Below are 13,376 nucleotides of genomic sequence, written 5' to 3'. Positions count from 1 at the left end.
TCTGATCAGGCGGGACAGGCGGTGAAAAGCCGGCGTGTGCTGCCGGGAGCGGGGTTGTCGTAGGCGGCCGCGTCACTGAACCGGCAGCCGTAATCCGGCTGCGCGACCACAGAGCGGTCGTGCACGACGTCGCCCTCGGCCCGTTCTCCCGTGTCGGCCCAGCGAACCAGGTCGTCCCATGCCGCCCCGGCCTCGGCCGGCGAGAACTCGCAATGGTTCACCGTGCGGATGGCGCGCTGGGCGAGCAGCCGTGTCCTGTGGTGCTTACTCGCGTCCTCCCGGTACGCCTGCTCCATCGAGAACGGCACGAACAGGTCGCCGAGGCCGTGCAGCGTGAGCACTGGAACGGTGGGCCTGCCCGAGATCCGGGGTACCTCGGTCAGCAGCGGCGAGTGCCTGGCGCGGACGTTTTCCGGCCGGACCCGTTGTACGGAGGCGTTGACGTCCACCGGGGTGTTCGGCTCGTACCTCGTGCCGACGTTGGTCGCCACGTCACCAGGGTTCGCGGCGAGCCCTTCCAGACCGGAGGGCACACCGAGGCCGAAGAGGAAGTCCTTCCAGAACGCGAACGACGCGGCGTCGCCTGGGCGGGGACCACCCGTGTGTTCCAGGGTGATGGCGCGCAGCTGTGCCCCGAGTTCGTTGAGGGTGTCCGGACCGCCTGGCGCGAGTTCGGTCATGCCCAACTTCTCCTGGATCAGCGGGACGGCGGACTCGAGGTAGTCCTCCGGCACCGGATAGGCGGGCACGTCAGCCAGATCCTGGGCCAGGAGTTGGTAGTCGAGCAGGAAGTCGAACAGTTCGTGGTCCCCGAGCACGCCGCACATCGGCAGCGCGCCCGCGTAGAAGCCGGGGTACTGCTCCAGCGACCGCCCGATCACGTGCCCGCCCATGGAAACTCCGGCCACGAACACCCGTTCCGGTTTGCCGACCAGCGTGCGGAAGTGCCGCGCGAGATCACGGGTACTCGTGACCCCGGCCCGTACGTCGTAGCCGTTGGCGTAGTACGACGAGGCGGCCCAGGCGAATCCCTGGTCCAGTAACCGCTGCCGTAGCCCGTACGCGGGTGGGTCCACTGTCAGGACACCGCTGTTGCCGCGGTAGCCGTGCGCCCACATCGCCAGTTCGCCGTTCCAGTTCGGCGGCACCTCGACGGTGTAGGCGGCGTGTTCGTGGATGCCTTGCAACACGGTGGTCGGTTCGCCACCGACTTCCGTGGGCGGCAGCGCCGGGTTGTTCACCGTGTAGCCGGGCAGCGGCTGATCGCCTGGCGGTTTGTCGCGCGCGGTGCCGTCCTCGCCGCGTACGGCGGGATGAGCCGGGTCTGCTCCCGAGACCGGTGCCGCAAGGACGCCACCGCCGATGAGCGTCAAACCCAGTACCAGCCCCATAACCGCGCGCGGGCGGCGATTCGACAGCAGCGGCATTGCGCACCTCCGTGCGGCTCACCGTAGCGGATGTGAGTCCGCGGCCGAGGGAAAAATTTGTGACCGTGAGTATCTGCTCGAACACGGTGACTCGCCCGGTTCCGGGGTTGTTGGCGAGCGATCAATGACATTGGGGTAGAAATGCCCCCTACCGCGCCGGCGTGTTGAAAGGTCTCCTGGTGGACGACGAGGTGTCCGTGGCTCAGCTCCTCGAACGCGAGGGCTGGGACGAGCACGCACCGCCACGACCGGGCTCCCGCCTCCGCGTGCTCGCCGTCATGGGTGCGGTGGTGCTCGGTTGCGGTATCGCCGCCGTGCTCGTCCGGCCGGCACCGGAAGGGGAGCCCCAGGCGCTCTGGCCGGAGGAGACCAACCTCATCGAGGTGCCGGGAACGCCGACCGGGGGCGGGCTGCCGGGATCGGTGGCCCTCACCGCGACGGTGGCCGGAACGTCCAGCGAGCGGTCCACGGTGAGCGTGTCCGCCACGGACGACGCCGCCGACACGAGTGAGTCGTCAACGCCGACCGACACGACAAGTTCGACCAGTGCCACCAGTTCGGTTCCGACACCGACCGGTGATTCCAGCAGCGCGCGAGACGACCCGCCGGCCCCCACCGGCGAGCCGTCGGAAACGCGCTCGAGCAATCCGCCGCCGCCGGCCACGACCACGAGGCCGCCGGACGATGACGACGACTATTGCTGGTTCCCGCTCTTCTGCTGACGGCCTCAGTGTTTGTCTGTGAACTCGGGTCCGCGATCGAGTCGCCAGGGCTCTGACTCTTATGCACTGTCCGGTTCTGCTGGTTGACGCCCTGCCGCCTCGATAGCGGGACTTCGTCGGCCGAGTTCCACGGAGCACGATGACCGCGCAATCCACCGGTCCTCGACGGCCTGCCTCAGCCCGGCTGCAGGCCCGGCCTCCCGTCCTCGACGTGGAACCGTTTCACCACCGACAGGGTCGATTTCGCTGGATCCCGCACGAGCACCGAGGACACGCCCATGAACTCGGCCGTCAGCTGCTGCGGAGTGACCCTGGCGCGCACGAAGCCTCGCTGATGGCCGACGTAGTGCACGTGTGGGTTGCGTTCGGGGTACGCGGGCGGAGTGGTGCTGCCCCGTGAGGTGATCGAGGTGGTGACCAGTTCGGTGCCCACGAACGGCGCGTCGTGGTCGTTGTAGTTCCTGCGCAGGTCGCAGGCCCAGTGCCGGTGCACGTCCCCGGTCAGTACCACCGGGTTGCGAACCTTGCGGTCGATCCAGCCCTGCACGATCCGGTCCCGGTTCGCCGGGTAACCGTCCCAGGCGTCCTCGCTGACGTCACAGGTGCTCGCCCTGCCGTCGCCGTCTCGTTGGGCGAAGAACACCTGCTGGCCGAGGAAGTCCCAGCCCGATGTGCGTGAGGTCAGCGAATCCAGCAACCATCGTTCCTGTGCGCTGCCGGTCAGCGTGCGGTCCGTGCGCCGCAGTTCCGTGCAGTTGGTGTTGTTGTTGTTCGGCGCCTGCTTCCAGCGGTACTGCCGGGTGTCCATCATGTGGAAGCGGGCGAGGGTGCCCCAGGTGATCGTGCGATACAACGGAATCGCGGAGTTCACCGGCTTCATCGAACGGGGCAGCGGCATGTTCTCCCAGAACGCCTGGAACGCGTTCTGCTTGCGGTACTGCTGGTCGAAGTCGACCCCCCACCAGTTGTTCTCCAGCTCGTGGTCGTCGAACACCGCCAGCCATGGGGCCGTGGCGTGCGCCTCTTGCAGATCCGGGTCGAGCTTGTGCTGCGCGTACCGCAACCGGTGCTCGTCCAGCTTGTCGACCTCGTCGAGGTCGAGGTATCCCCGGACGACGTCGCTGTGCCCGGAGTTGTTCTCGTACATGTAGTCGCCGAGGAAGAGCACGACATCGGGATCGCCCTTGGCGAGGTGCCGGAACGCGTGGTACCAGCCCTCCTCGAAGTGGGCGCAGGAGGCGAAGGCGAAGCTGAGGCTCGCGGGAGTGCTGCCTTCCGCTGGTGCGGTTCTGGTGCGGCCGACGGGGGAGACGTGCGTGCCGGTCCTGAACCGGTAGAAGTAGTGCGCCCCCGGGGTCAACCCGCCGGGCTCGGCGTGCACGCTGTGCCCCTCCGCGGGAACGGCGGTCTCCGTACCCGAAGCGACGATGTCGGTGAACGCCTCGTCGGTGGCGAGTTGCCAGTCAACCGGCACGTTCTGTGTGCCCATGCCGCCGTCGAGATCGAGCGGAGCCTGAGCCAGCCTGGTCCAGAGCACGACCCGGTCCGGGCGTGGATCGCCGGACGCGACCCCCAGGTGGAACGGGTAGCGCAGGGCCGCGGTGCCCGCGCCGGCCGCCGCGAGCCCGGGGACGACCAAAGCGCCGCCTGCCGCGGCGCCGGCCAGTCCGGTGACCAGGAACAGTCTTCTATTCACTGTGGGCATGAGATCTCCTCAGGTGAGCGGGCGGTGTCCGGGCGTTCGTCACTTTCGCGTTGTCCACTCATGCGCACACTCACGCGTAATCAGTGATGGGGGCACCGCAGGTGGATTCCAGAATCTCCTTGGGGCCGTGTTCCCCCAGGCAGGCTCGGTAGGTCACCCAGTCGCCTTCCGGGAACTCGAGATTCGCCGTCACCGAGGAGCCGTTACCGTTCGGGTTCCAGACGCGGTGTGGGCCGGAACCGTCCGGCAGCCAATACAGCAGTACTGCCGAATGCCCATCGGCCTTCTGGTCGTAGACCTTGAAAACCTCGCCGTACGACTGGAAAGTAACCCGTCCGGAGCAGGCGCTGCCGGACGTGCACCTGGAACTGTCGGCGAGTGCGGGAGTTGCGGCGGTGACGGTCATCGTAGTGGCGGCGAGTGCGATGAAGGACAGTCTGCGCAAGGTGAACATGAAGCCTCCGGCGGTGGGGTGGAAACCGATTCTGCTCACTTTCCGGCCGCCGGTGAAGGGATTTCGCGAGCCTGGGCGAACTCCCAACATATTCATAAAAAACTCCCAACCACCTCCGCCTGTCATTCGCATAGATTTGTACGGAACTTGTATTCGCCGATGTTGTTCTTTGCTTCTCGTTTGTCACGATCCGGAATGAGGAACAACATGAGACTGTCGACCGCCAGGAGATCTCTCGCCGGTGTCGTCGCGGGCACGGCAGCCGTGCTCGCGCTCGCGACTCCGGTCAGCGCGACCGCGGGCGCCACCGATGTCAGCGCGGCCACCGGTTCCGGGGACGTCGGCATACAGGCGGTGAACCTGCGGACGCCCTTCGACTGCGGCCAGGTGTGGAACGCCAACACCCGCACCAATCACAATCCGCAGAATTCGGTGGACTTCCAGCGCGGCGACGCGCTGAACAAGAACGTGCGCTCGAGTGCCGCGGGCACGGTGGAGATCGTCCGCAACCTCGGCAACACCAGTTACGGCAAGTACATCGTCGTCCGGCACGCCGAGGGCTGGAAGACGCTGTACGCGCATCTGAACTCGTTCAACGTCTCGGTGGGCCAGCGCGTGAGCACCGGAACGATCATCGGCAAGGTGGGCAGCACGGGCGGATCCACCGGTCCCCATCTGCACTATGAACAGCGCCTCAACGGTGTCGTGAAGCGCGTTGTGCTCAACGGAGTCGCGATCAGGTACTTCGGCAACACCACGATCACGAGCAGTACCGGCTGCTGACCTGATCGTCGCACTTTCCCGGGAAAGCGGCATCTATGCACGCGCAACCACCGCGCTTTCCCGGGAAAGCGCGTTTCGTGGCGCAGCTCTCCGCTGGTTCGGGCTCGAGGTCGCGCCAGATGGCGAGCGCGTGGTCGAAGTACCGCCGCGACTGTTCGCGCCTGCCGAGCTTGTCGTACAGCTGCCCGAGCAGTTCGGCGACCTGTGCCTGGGACCGGCGGTCGCCGTTGCGGCGGTGCACACTCATCGAGTTCACCAGCAGTAGCCGGGCGTGGGCCAGGTCGCCGCTGCAGAGGTTGAGCTCGCCGAGATTCTGGTTGGCGTAGCCGACGCAGTGGTCGTCCCCGAGCTCATGGAAGATCGCGATCGCTCGGTCCACCAGTTCTCTGGCCTGTCCGAGGTTTCCGCGGTGCTGTTCCAGTGCCGCGAGGCGTTTGAGGGCGTGCGCCTCCCGGTGCTGGTCCCCGATCGTCGCGGACAGCTTCCGGGCGTCGGTGAACCAGCGTCCCGCGCAGGCGAAACAGCCGAGTGCGAGCCACACCGAGCCCACGGCGATCCGCGCGACCGCCTCGCCGTGCCGATCGCCCGCCGACTCGAACAGCTCGAGTGCTTCGTGACAGTGCCCGATGGCCTCGTCGTACTCGCCCAGTATCCGCTGCACGCTGCCCTGTCCGGCCAGGGCGATCGCGACACCCCGGTCGTCGCCTGCCTTCCGGAACAGATCGGCCGCCTCGCTGAACGCGGCGTGGGCCGCGTCGTAGGAATCCTGGTAGAGGTGAACCTGTCCGAGATTGCGCAGAATCACGGCCTGCCCGAGATGATCACCAGTCCGGCGTGCGGCGGCGAGCGCTGTCGCATGTGTGTGCTGCCAGTCGTCCTGATGTCCTCGTAGGTCGAAGAACGGCGTGAATGCGGCGGTCAGCCGCCATGCCAGCTCGTCGAGTCCCCAACGCGCGGCTAGTTCGATCGCCGAAACTACCCAGCGATGTTCCGCCTCGAACCATGCGGCCGGGTCCCCTTCGCGGAGGTGCCCCGGCAACGGACGCTCGGGTAATGGGGACCAGGTCGCGGTGTACCTGCCCGCGGAGCTCATGCCGAAGAAATGGATCGGCATCGCCTCGACCGTCTCGAGCGCGAGTGCCAGGTAGCCCTCGAGCGCACGGCGAACAGCTGCCCTGCGGTCGTCCACACTGTCCAAACGGGACTTGTCTGCGGCGTAACAGCGCAGCAGATCGTGCAGCCGGTATCGGGGCGCGCCGGTGGCGTCCGCGCCTACGGGTTCGACCAGATGCGCGTCGACGAGGGTGTCCAGTACGTCGTCGGCAGCGGCGCGGCCGAGTAGTGCGGCGGGCATCCATCCGGGAAACCGCACGGGCCCGAGCAAAGCCAGCAGGCGGAAAGCCAGGGCGGCCTCGGCGGGGAGCTGGTCATAGCTCAGTCCCACGCTGGCGCGTACTTCGAGGTCGCCGAGCCGGAGTTCGTCGAGCCTGCGCCGCTCGTCGTGCAGGCGCAGCGCGAGTGTACTTACCGTCCACGAAGGACGGTGGACGAGCCGGGCCCCGGCCACCCGGATGGCGAGCGGGAGGTGGCCGCAGTAGTCCAGGAGGGTCGCGATGCCGGCAGGTTCCGCCGCCGACCTCTGGGCGCCGACGATTCCGGTGAGCAGCCGGAACGCGTCCTCCTCCGGCAGCACGCCGACCTCCACCGGGTAGGCGCATTCGAGGTCCGGCATACGCACCCGGCTGGTCACGACAACGGCGCAGCCACCTGTTCCCGGCAGCAACGGCCGCACCTGAGCGGCACAGGCGGCGTCGTCGAGGACGACGCAGAGGCGTCGGCGGGCGAGCCGGGAACGCAGTAGCGCCGAGCGCTCGCCGAGTCCGCGTGGCATGGCCGTGTCCGGTACCCCGAGTGCCCGCAGCACCTCGGCGAGCACGTCCAGCGGGCTGCGTGCAGCGGCGGAGGTGCCTGCGAGGTCGATATGCAGCTGACCGTCGGGGAAGGCGCCGCTGACCGCATGGGCGACGTGCACGGCCAGCGCGGATTTTCCTGCTCCCGGTGGCCCGGACAGCACGGCGACCGTCGGCACGCCGCGCCGGTTGTTCTCCCGCAGCAGTCGCGTGAGTTCACCGATGAGCCGGGCTCTGCCGGTGAAGTCGGGCAGGTCCATTGGCAGCTGGCGGACGGGCAGCGGGCAGCGATCGGCACCTGTGGTGCGCTGCCCCTTCTTCGAGTCGCCGGCCAGCCTCGTCCGTAGCTCCCGCAGGGCGGGGCCGGGTTCCGCATCGAGCTCGTCCAGCAGAACCTGTTCCGCCTCGGCGTAGACGTGCAGGGCCTCCGCCCGCCTGCCGCTCGCGTCCAGCGCCACGATCAGCTGCTGCCAGAGCTCCTCACGCAGCGGATGTTCGGTGAGCAGGCCACGTAGTTCGGCGATCGCGTCGCAGTGCCCGCCCTGCTCGATTCGCAGCCGCAGCCGTTGTTCCTCGGCGGACAGCCGGAGTTCGGTGAGCCGAGCGAGCCGCGAGGCCCAGGCGTGGCTGTGCGGCAGATCCTCCAGCAGGTGCCCGCGCCACAGTCCGCTGGCGGCGTCCAGCTCTGACAGGGCCGCCCCGGTGTCGCCGGTGGCCAGTGCACGGCGGCCGGCTGCCACGTGCTGCTCGAAGACCGAGCAGTCGAGCTCGGTCGGCTTCAGGGTCAGGACGTAGCCCCAGGAGCGGCTCCGCAGGCGTTCGCCGAGCTGACCGCCGCTCTCGTCGAGCCGCCTGCGCAGGGTGTGCACGTAGGTGCGGACGTTGGCTGCCGCCGAGCGCGGCGCCCGGTCCGGCCACAGCACGTCGATCAGCACATCGGTGGCCACCACCGAGTTCGGCTGCAGCAGCAGGGTGGCCAGCAGCATGCGCGGCTTCGGGCCACCGAGTGGCACCGCCCGCTCGCCGATACCGGCTTCGAGCGGGCCCAGAACACGAAAAGGAATCGCAATCACGTGTACCGCCCAGGAGGCAGGAGCCCAGTTGCCCGGATCGTAGGACTCGTGGACAGCGATTACCAGACTTGTCGAATACTTTGGGTATTATTTGCGACTCGGTCGCGCTCCGTATTCCGAAAAGAACTCGAGTTTCACTCGTTTGCCGTTCAGCCGTGCTGTCAGGCGAGGACGACCCGGGCGCGCTCGGCCTCGATGGCGACCACGTCGCCGCCACGCAACTGGCGTCCGCGCCGGTGCTCGGGCTCGCCGTTCACCGTGACGTCGCCCGCCTCGAGCAGGACGCGCGCGTGGGATCCGTCGTCGGCGAGGCCGGCCAGTTTCAGGAACTGGCCGAGTTTGATGGGCTCTTCGTTGATCGTGACGTCGCGAACGCTGGACATGTCCCCATCATCGCGCACGACCGGTGGGCGCGAACGAATCGCACCCCCTGGCACCTCAGACCGGGGTGATCGGCAACCGCAGCGCGCCCGGCGCGAAATCTGGCACGGCCGGGCGTTTCGGCGGTATCGGGCTGAGTCGCTGGTAGGCCGCCCCCAGCGGCGGTCGCGGGTCCGGTTCGCCCTTGTTCGGCCAGAAGGCCATCGCCCGCTCGGCCTGTGCGGTGATCGTCAGCGACGGGTTGACGCCGAGGTTGGCCGAGATGGCGGAGCCATCGACCACGTGCACGCCTTCGTGCCCGTAGAGGCGCTGGTAGGGATCGACGACTCCGGTGGAGGGCGAATCACCTATCGCGCAGCCGCCGATGAAGTGGCCGGTGATCGGGATGTTGAACATGTCGGTCCAGGCGCCCTGTGCGAGACCGCCGATCTTCTCGGCCACCCTGCGGGTGACCTCGTTTCCGGCGGGGATCCATTCCGGACTCGGCGTTCCGTCGCCCTGCCGGGTGGTCATCCGCCTGCCGAGCAGGCCGCGTCGGGTGTAGGTGGTGACCGAGTTGTCCAGCGTCTGCATGACGAGCAACCCGATCATCCGCTCCGACCAGCGGCGGGGGTTGTGCAGGCGGTGCAACTGCCTCCGCTGTCGCCAGAGTTCCCGCAGCCCGAGCACCCAGCGACGCCGTCCCGGCTCCGCGTCCACCAGCGCGGTGGTGAGCAGACCCATGAAGTTGCTGCCCTTGCCGTACCGCACGGGTTCCACATGGGTCACGGCGTCGGGGTGGATGGAGGAGGTGATGGCGACACCCTTGGTGAAGTCGGTGTCGGAGCGCAGGGAGCGCGCGGCCAGCACTGCTTCCGAGTTCGTCCTGGCGAGCATGCCGAGACGCGGGGAGATCCTGGGCAGCGCGCCGGTTTCCTTCAACGTGTGCAGCAATCGCTGTGTGCCCAGCGACGCCGCGGCGAAGACCACCTGATCGGCGGTGAACGTGCGCGAGGCCCTGCGCAGCCAGCGCCCGGTCCGCTCGGTGTACACCCGGTAGCCGCCGCCGGCCAGTGGCCGGACGTCCACCGCCGTGGTCAGCGGGTGTACCTCCGCGCCTGCCTGTTCCGCCAGGTAAAGGTAGTTCTTGACCAGGGTGTTCTTCGCGCCGTGCCGGCAGCCGGTCATGCACTCCCCGCAGTGGGTGCATGTGCGCCGCCGCGGCCCGGCCCCGCCGAAGAAGGGGTCCGCCACGCTCTCGCCCTGCGTGGTGCCGGGCGGTCCGAAGAACACGCCGACAGGGGTTCTGCGATAGGTGTGACCGATTCCCATGTCTTCGGCGACCTCGCGCAGCACGCGGTCGGCCGGGGTGGTCGCCGGGTTCTCGGTCACACCGAGCATCCGGGAAGCCTGGTCGTAGTGCGGGCCGAGTTCGGCCTTCCAGTCGGTGATGTGGGCCCACTGCGGGTCGGAGTAGAAGGTGTCCGGCGGCTCGTAGAGCGTGTTGGCGTACACCAGTGAACCCCCGCCGACACCGGAGCCGCTCATCACGAAGGTGTTCTTCAGCAGGGTGAGCCGCTGGATGCCGAAACAGCCGAATTTGGGTGCCCACAGGTATTTGCGCAGTCGCCACGAGGTCCTGGCGAACTCGTCGTCGGCGAAGCGGCGCCCGGTCTCCAGTACGCCGACCCGGTAGCCCTTCTCGGTCAGACGGAGCGCGGTCACGCTGCCACCGAACCCGGAGCCGATCACCAGCACGTCGTAGTCGGAGTCGGAATCCCACTTCGTCATGGCGAGACCGTAGAACCCCGATTCGGGCGAGTGAAGTGCAACACAGGTCAGCGAATCGAGAAAACCGGCCAAGTCCCCCGGTGGAGTGGCCAGGCCCCTTGGATCCATAATTCCGGTCATGCCCGAACTCGCCGTCCCGGCCGTCCGCGACTGGGACTTCCCGCGAACCCCGGCAAGCATCCTGCTGATGTCCGAGTTCGCCGGGCAGCGCGGTGTCCCCGTGGCCGAACTGCTGCGCGGTTCCGGGCTGCGGGAGGCGGATCTGGTCGATCCCGAGCTGCAGGTCGATGCCAGGCAGGAACTGGATGTGGTGCGCGCACTCGTGGCCGCGCTGGGGGACGACAGTGCGACGGCGGTCGATCTAGGACGGCGCTATCACCTCACCACGTTCGGCATCTTCGGCTTCGCCTGCATCAGCAGCCCCACACTGCGCGACGCGATGGTGTTCGCCCTGCGCTACCTCGATCTCAGTTTCACGTTCAGCATTCCCCAGATCACCGTGGACGCCGGACGGGTCACGCTGGCACTGCACAACGAGCGGGTGCCCGAAGACGTCGACGGGTTTCTCGCCCTACGCGACCTCGCCGCGATCCACACGATGATGCGCGATCTGCTTCCGGCCATCTCGCTGCTCGGCCTCGAACTGTGTGGGCCGCGCCCGCCAGGCATCGACCCCTATCTGGAGGTCTTCGGAATCGAGCCGGTCTTTGGTTCCGGCGTCGTGGCCCTCAGCTTCGACGCCGCGTATCTCGACCAGGCGCTGCCACAGGCCAATCAGCACACGGTGGCGATCTGCATGGCGCAGTGTGCCGAGATGGTCGCGCGGCGCCGGGCGAGGACGGGGATCGCGCACGAGGTCAGGGAACGCCTGCTGCGTACCGGGCCACATACGGGCATGGACCGGCTCGCCCGCGAGCTGGCCATGAGCCCGCGAACCCTGCGGCGCAGGTTGACCGAGGCGGGCACCAGCTACCGCACGCTGGTCGACGAGGTCCGCCAGGCGCTGGCCGAGGAACTGCTGGGCACGGGGGCGCTCTCGGTGGAGGACGTCGCGGTGCGCCTCGGGTACGCCGAGGCGTCCAGTTTCATCTACGCGTTCAAACGGTGGAAGGGGATGACGCCGTCGGCCTATGCCAGGCGGCGCAGGCCCGCGCTGCCCGGCTCAGCGGGGTCCGCCGGCGGCCGAGCCGGGTGAGGCAGGGGAGATCGGCTCCGTGCTCGACGCGCGGTGCGGGTTCGGTGGCGGTACTCGCGGCCGTCGTGCTGGTCTGGGCCGCGATCACCGGCTCCTGGTACCGCGACTGCCTTGAGAACGGTTTGGGGTACCGCGGCGCCACCGGGTTCGAGATCACCGAGAACGGCTGCCGGATCCTGACGAGGGATGCCGTCTTCGAAGTGGCCGCACCGGTGGGCCCTGGTTTCGCCGTCGGGGTGGTCGCCGCGGTGGTGCTACTGGCCGCGGTGGCCGTCGGGTCAGTGGCGTTCTGTCTGCGGCGTGTCCGGCGGTAGTGGCTGGTCGGGGCCAGTTCCATGCCGCCACCGCACGGCACATGCCGACCAGGCTGAGGTTCCAGTAACAGATACAAGATGTACCCTCCAGGTATCGAGTACGTGATGTACCCGCTATCTCGGCGAGGAGAGTGGCGATGGCGACAACGGGCCGGGCAGAACAATCCAGAGATCCACAGGTCACAGCCGCGCGGCTGCTGACCTCATCGGCGCGCAACTCCTATGATCCGGACCTGGACGTCGACTGGGACGCTCCGCTGGTCGAGGGCAAGCCGTTCATGCCGCTGGAGCGGGTGTCGCTGTACGGAACCGACCTGTGGCGGACGCTGAGCGAGCAGCAGCGGATCGAACTGTCCAAGCACGAGATGGCCAGCATCATGAGCGTCGGGCTGTGGTTCGAGATCTGCCTGATACAGATGCTCACCCGATATGCGTACGATCTCGACCCGCGCAGTGCGCACGCCCAGTACGCGCTCACCGAGATCGGCGACGAGACCAGGCACTCGGTGATGTTCGCCAGGGCGGCAGAGCGCCTCGGCGTGCCCCGGTACGGGCCGCCCCGGCTGGTGCACAATCTCGCGCGGCTGTTCAAGGCCACCGCGAGCGGGCCCTCGATGTTCGCGAGTGTGCTCGTCGCGGAGGAGACCACGGACCGGCTGCAGCGCTCGATGATGGACGACGAGAACATCCAGCCGCTCATCCGCGCCGTGAACCGCATCCACGTCGTGGAGGAGGCCAGGCACGTGCGGTACGCGCGGGAGGAGGTCGCCAGGACCATGCCGGGGCTCTCGCGGGCGGGCCGGAGCCTGCACCGCTGGCGCACCGGTGTCGTGTCCTATGCCGTGATCGAGTGCCTGATCGACCCGAAGGTGTATGCCAGCGTCGGTATCCGGCCCGCTGAGGGCCGCGCCGCCGCGCTCGCCAACCCGCACTTTCACCAGACACGCCGCTGGATGGGGGAGAAGGTCGTGCCGTTCCTCCGGGAGCAGGGCTTGATCGGCGGCCCCACCACCGGCCTCTGGCGCCGAGCCCACCTGATCTGAGCGCCCGCCAGCGGCAGAGGAGTTCCCCAATGTGGCATTGGGGTACTTCAACGTCCCCAATGTGGCATTCGGGTACTCCAACGTCCCGAAAGCCACATTGGGGAACTCCTCGGAGGGCGCGGCGGAGGCGGGTTAGGCCGGTGGGGTCATCTCCAGGATCTCGGCCGTGGCTTCACCGCTGGGGGTGCGGTAGGTGATCTTGTCACCGGGGCCGTGGGCCGCGACTGCCTTGCCGAGCGGGCTGTCCAGGGTGAGCGCGTCGGCATCGTCGACCGCCTCCTCGGCGATCGCGATGATCCGCATCGTGTCCTCGCTGCCGTCGGCGAAGCGCAGCTTCACCTCGGTGCCAGGGGCGACGGCGTAGTCCGCTTCAGCGCCGCCGGTCAGCAACTCCTTGATCTCGTGTATCCGTCGTTCCATCCAGGCCGCCGTCTCGGCGCGCTCCAGCATGTCCGCCTGGTCGGCGCTGTCGCCGACCGACTCCTCGCCGAACCGCGGCGCGAGCGCGGTGTGCTGCTCCCGCAACTGGGCGAGTTCCTGCTCCAGCCGGGCTCGCGTCGCCGGGTTCAAACCACCTGTGGAAGACATGGCCGCCATTG

Annotated in this window: 12 protein-coding genes; 5 read left to right on the top strand and 7 right to left on the bottom strand. The window is 68.1% G+C overall.

Annotation, left to right across the window (positions count from 1 at the left end):
• Nucleotides 1–5 precede the first annotated feature (5 nt).
• Nucleotides 6–1,427, bottom strand: a complete 1,422-nt coding sequence (locus D0C15_RS08500) for a hypothetical protein (RefSeq protein ID WP_116042545.1) — start codon at nt 1,425–1,427, stop codon at nt 6–8.
• 161 nt (nt 1,428–1,588) lie between these two features.
• Here D0C15_RS08500 and D0C15_RS08495 point away from each other — a divergent pair, with 161 nt between their 5' ends.
• Nucleotides 1,589–2,149 carry a serine/threonine protein kinase gene (locus D0C15_RS08495; protein WP_162829955.1) on the top strand — a complete coding sequence of 187 codons (561 nt, stop codon included), beginning with the start codon at nt 1,589–1,591 and terminating at the stop codon, nt 2,147–2,149.
• A 175-nt stretch (nt 2,150–2,324) separates the two neighbouring features.
• On the opposite strand, the gene D0C15_RS08490 is transcribed toward D0C15_RS08495, so the two are convergent.
• A complete protein-coding gene (locus tag D0C15_RS08490; protein ID WP_116042540.1) occupies nt 2,325–3,854 on the bottom strand; it encodes an alkaline phosphatase D family protein in 1,530 nt (509 codons plus the stop codon).
• A gap of 70 nt (nt 3,855–3,924) precedes the next feature.
• The gene (locus D0C15_RS08485) at nt 3,925–4,308 is read right to left on the bottom strand and encodes a hypothetical protein (RefSeq protein WP_162829959.1); all 384 of its coding nucleotides are present in this window, start codon (nt 4,306–4,308) and stop codon (nt 3,925–3,927) included.
• Between the two features lie 207 nt (nt 4,309–4,515).
• Here D0C15_RS08485 and D0C15_RS35435 point away from each other — a divergent pair, with 207 nt between their 5' ends.
• Nucleotides 4,516–5,091 (top strand): M23 family metallopeptidase, encoded by a 576-nt coding sequence (locus D0C15_RS35435; protein WP_116042536.1) that lies wholly within the window; start codon nt 4,516–4,518, stop codon nt 5,089–5,091.
• Here the strand turns inward: D0C15_RS35435 and D0C15_RS08475 are convergent.
• From D0C15_RS08475 to D0C15_RS08465, 3 genes are all read right to left on the bottom strand, one after another.
• The gene (locus tag D0C15_RS08475) at nt 5,069–8,074 is read right to left on the bottom strand and encodes an AfsR/SARP family transcriptional regulator (RefSeq protein ID WP_245975645.1); all 3,006 of its coding nucleotides are present in this window, start codon (nt 8,072–8,074) and stop codon (nt 5,069–5,071) included. The two genes, D0C15_RS35435 and D0C15_RS08475, sit on opposite strands and share 23 nt — an antisense overlap.
• Nucleotides 8,075–8,235: 161 nt before the next feature.
• Nucleotides 8,236–8,457 carry an RNA-binding S4 domain-containing protein gene (locus tag D0C15_RS08470; protein ID WP_116042534.1) on the bottom strand — a complete coding sequence of 74 codons (222 nt, stop codon included), beginning with the start codon at nt 8,455–8,457 and terminating at the stop codon, nt 8,236–8,238.
• Nucleotides 8,458–8,512: 55 nt separating this feature from the next.
• Nucleotides 8,513–10,225, bottom strand: a complete 1,713-nt coding sequence (locus tag D0C15_RS08465) for a GMC oxidoreductase (protein ID WP_116042774.1) — start codon at nt 10,223–10,225, stop codon at nt 8,513–8,515.
• 118 nt (nt 10,226–10,343) lie between these two features.
• On the opposite strand from D0C15_RS08465, the gene D0C15_RS08460 reads away from it, so the two are divergent.
• The 3 genes from D0C15_RS08460 to D0C15_RS08450 all read left to right on the top strand — a co-directional run bounded on the left by D0C15_RS08460 (nt 10,344) and on the right by D0C15_RS08450 (nt 12,777).
• Nucleotides 10,344–11,420, top strand: a complete 1,077-nt coding sequence (locus D0C15_RS08460; protein ID WP_116042532.1) for an AraC family transcriptional regulator — start codon at nt 10,344–10,346, stop codon at nt 11,418–11,420.
• A gap of 44 nt (nt 11,421–11,464) precedes the next feature.
• The gene (locus D0C15_RS08455) at nt 11,465–11,734 is read left to right on the top strand and encodes a hypothetical protein (RefSeq protein WP_116042530.1); all 270 of its coding nucleotides are present in this window, start codon (nt 11,465–11,467) and stop codon (nt 11,732–11,734) included.
• Nucleotides 11,735–11,871: 137 nt separating this feature from the next.
• Nucleotides 11,872–12,777 (top strand): AurF N-oxygenase family protein, encoded by a 906-nt coding sequence (locus D0C15_RS08450; RefSeq protein WP_116042527.1) that lies wholly within the window; start codon nt 11,872–11,874, stop codon nt 12,775–12,777.
• Nucleotides 12,778–12,909: 132 nt separating this feature from the next.
• On the opposite strand, the gene D0C15_RS08445 is transcribed toward D0C15_RS08450, so the two are convergent.
• Entirely contained in the window at nt 12,910–13,365 is a 456-nt protein-coding gene (locus D0C15_RS08445; RefSeq protein ID WP_116042525.1) for a GreA/GreB family elongation factor, read from the bottom strand.
• Nucleotides 13,366–13,376: the final 11 nt, after the last annotated feature.

The organism is Amycolatopsis palatopharyngis, from assembly GCF_003385185.1.
GTDB lineage: Bacteria > Actinomycetota > Actinomycetes > Mycobacteriales > Pseudonocardiaceae > Amycolatopsis > Amycolatopsis palatopharyngis.
This window is presented reverse-complemented; position numbering and strand designations above follow the sequence as displayed.

What these genes read in the sequence shown, in the direction of transcription:
- D0C15_RS08500 (WP_116042545.1), bottom strand. Translation starts at nt 1,427, where the DNA reads ATGCCGCTGCTGTCGAATCGCCGCCCGCGCGCGGTTATGGGGCTGGTA.
- D0C15_RS08490 (WP_116042540.1), bottom strand. Translation starts at nt 3,854, where the DNA reads ATGCCCACAGTGAATAGAAGACTGTTCCTGGTCACCGGACTGGCCGGC.
- D0C15_RS08485 (WP_162829959.1), bottom strand. Translation starts at nt 4,308, where the DNA reads ATGTTCACCTTGCGCAGACTGTCCTTCATCGCACTCGCCGCCACTACG.
- D0C15_RS35435 (WP_116042536.1), top strand. Translation starts at nt 4,516, where the DNA reads ATGAGACTGTCGACCGCCAGGAGATCTCTCGCCGGTGTCGTCGCGGGC.
- D0C15_RS08470 (WP_116042534.1), bottom strand. Translation starts at nt 8,457, where the DNA reads ATGTCCAGCGTTCGCGACGTCACGATCAACGAAGAGCCCATCAAACTC.
- D0C15_RS08465 (WP_116042774.1), bottom strand. Translation starts at nt 10,225, where the DNA reads ATGACGAAGTGGGATTCCGACTCCGACTACGACGTGCTGGTGATCGGC.
- D0C15_RS08460 (WP_116042532.1), top strand. Translation starts at nt 10,344, where the DNA reads ATGCCCGAACTCGCCGTCCCGGCCGTCCGCGACTGGGACTTCCCGCGA.
- D0C15_RS08450 (WP_116042527.1), top strand. Translation starts at nt 11,872, where the DNA reads ATGGCGACAACGGGCCGGGCAGAACAATCCAGAGATCCACAGGTCACA.
- D0C15_RS08445 (WP_116042525.1), bottom strand. Translation starts at nt 13,365, where the DNA reads ATGTCTTCCACAGGTGGTTTGAACCCGGCGACGCGAGCCCGGCTGGAG.